At 40.2% G+C, this 2,095-nt stretch carries 3 protein-coding genes; 2 read left to right on the top strand and 1 reads right to left on the bottom strand.

The genetic code is table 11. The features are described 5' to 3' along the window. The coding region (locus QUF07_RS13725; protein ID WP_289428108.1) for a hypothetical protein at window positions 1–189 on the bottom strand (189 nt) is incomplete at its 3' end. On the opposite strand from QUF07_RS13725, the gene QUF07_RS13720 reads away from it, so the two are divergent. Together QUF07_RS13720 and arcA are read left to right on the top strand one after the other, a co-directional pair. Continuing rightward, a complete protein-coding gene (locus QUF07_RS13720) occupies window positions 184–378 on the top strand; it encodes a hypothetical protein (RefSeq protein WP_054656118.1) in 195 nt (64 codons plus the stop codon). The genes QUF07_RS13725 and QUF07_RS13720 overlap by 6 nt on opposite strands. A 267-nt stretch (window positions 379–645) precedes the next feature. Further along, window positions 646–1,881 (top strand): arginine deiminase, encoded by a 1,236-nt coding sequence (arcA, locus tag QUF07_RS13715; RefSeq protein ID WP_054748964.1) that lies wholly within the window; start codon window positions 646–648, stop codon window positions 1,879–1,881. The last annotated feature ends 214 nt before the right edge of the window (window positions 1,882–2,095 follow it).

Genomic DNA, 2,095 nt, shown 5'->3' with positions numbered 1-2,095 from the left:
TAAGATCCGCTGAAATTGCGCCAGAATTGGAAAATGTTGGGCAATCCCGTCAACGTTCCAGATCAATGTTCTGCCGGCAAGCCAGGGGATGCTGTAAGTTAATAAGCAAATTGAAACAAATGCAATCGTATAAATCAAAAAAATTGGCAGCTTAAATGTCCGTTTTCTCAAATGAGTACTCGTTTGCATGAAAATGCCTCCCAAATCATTATCTTTATTGTCGGTGTTTACCAGCAATCTGACAAGCCATGGATTAAAATTTTAAGTTTTATCTTACGTAACTTTGTCACAACAAGTGTGAATTATTTGTTGGTAGGTGATGAATATTTTGTGAATGGTAAACATATTTATACCGAACAAATTAGAGAGAATCCTTAATTTGCGGGAGAAACTGATTGTTCACGGCTTTTTTATATTCTAATTAAAACGTTATCTTCTAATCTTATTAATAGACATTGTATAAAAAACCGGTTATTCTTACTCGTGAATGGATTATTAAATCAAAAAATTAATAATAAGTTCTCTTTGCAATTATCGGATTAATTCTGTTAAAAATCTCTCGTTTTCAATGACAGAAATTGTACGATAGCGTTTTCAAAAAAGGCTATGATAGAGTTGTACTTAAAGGAAGAGGAGGTAACAAGAATGACAAGTCCAATTCATGTAACATCTGAAATCGGTAAGCTCAAAACGGTATTACTGAAACGACCTGGTAGGGAAATTGAAAACTTCACCCCAGATATGATGCCACGCTTACTGTTCGATGACATTCCATATTTACCAATTGCACAAAAGGAACATGATTACTTTGCCGACACCCTTCGAGATAACGGGATTGAAGTCCTTTACCTTGAAAAACTGGCAGCTGAAGCATTGGATGCTGGTGGTGACAAAGTTCGTGATGACTTCTTAGAGCAAATGTTAACCGAATCCGGATACGCAACGGGCACGATTCATGATGCCTTGAAAGAATATTTAGACAGCATGAACAACCAAGACATGGTCAATAAGATCATGGAAGGGGTTCGGAAGAACGAAATTGATTTTGTGCCAACAGATTTAGTGAGTGCTGCTGAGACAGAAGACTATGAATTCTACATGGATCCAATGCCTAACCTGTACTTTACCCGTGATCCATCGGCATGTATCGGCGAAGGATTGAGCATCAACCACATGACGTTTGCTGCCCGGCAACGTGAATCTTTGTTTAATGAAATTATTATTGATCACCATCCACGGTTTGCTAACAAGGGCGTTCACGTATGGCGTGATCGAAACCACGATACTCGGATCGAAGGTGGAGACGAATTAGTCTTAAATGACCATGTGATGGCTATTGGCGTTTCCCAACGGACATCTGCTGACGCAATTCAAGATATTGCGAAGAACTTATTTAAGGATGGTCATTTTGACACAGTCATTGCGATTAAGATTCCACATAATCACGCAATGATGCATTTGGACACTGTGTTCACAATGATTAATTATGACCAATTCACGGTTCATCCAGGAATCTTAGGCGAAGGTGGCCACATTGATACTTGGACAATTACGCCAGGTAAAAATGAAGGTGAGCTTCACCTGGAGCACAGGACAGATTTGAAGGCAGTCTTAAAAGATGCATTGAAGCTCGATGATCTGGACTTGATTCCAACCGGTGGTGGCGATCCAATTATTGCCGGCCGTGAGCAATGGAATGACGGTTCAAACACATTGGCAATCGCTCCAGGAGTTGTTGTAACGTATAACAGAAACTATGTATCAAATGATTTGCTAAGAAAACATGGCTTAAAAGTTCTTGAGGTCATCTCAAGTGAGTTGTCAAGAGGCCGTGGGGGCCCACGTTGTATGAGCTGCCCGATTGTTCGGGAAGATATTTAGAGTGCAACGAGACCCGGGTGACCCCGGAACATAAGTTAAAGGTATCAATAATGAATGCTTTTTGTTCATTATTGACAGCTTTGACTTATGCAGTAGGGGTCAGGGTCGTCGGAGCACGTTTAGAGTGCGGAACCAAGCGGTTAGAAACTGGAACATAAGTCTCCTTATTCAGAAATCCTGGTTTGGGGATTTTTGAATAAGGTGCTTATGTGCA

It is taken from the genome of Lentilactobacillus sp. TOM.63, from assembly GCF_030361045.1.
In the GTDB taxonomy this organism is placed as follows: Bacteria; Bacillota; Bacilli; order Lactobacillales; family Lactobacillaceae; genus Lentilactobacillus; species Lentilactobacillus dabitei.
This window is presented reverse-complemented; position numbering and strand designations above follow the sequence as displayed.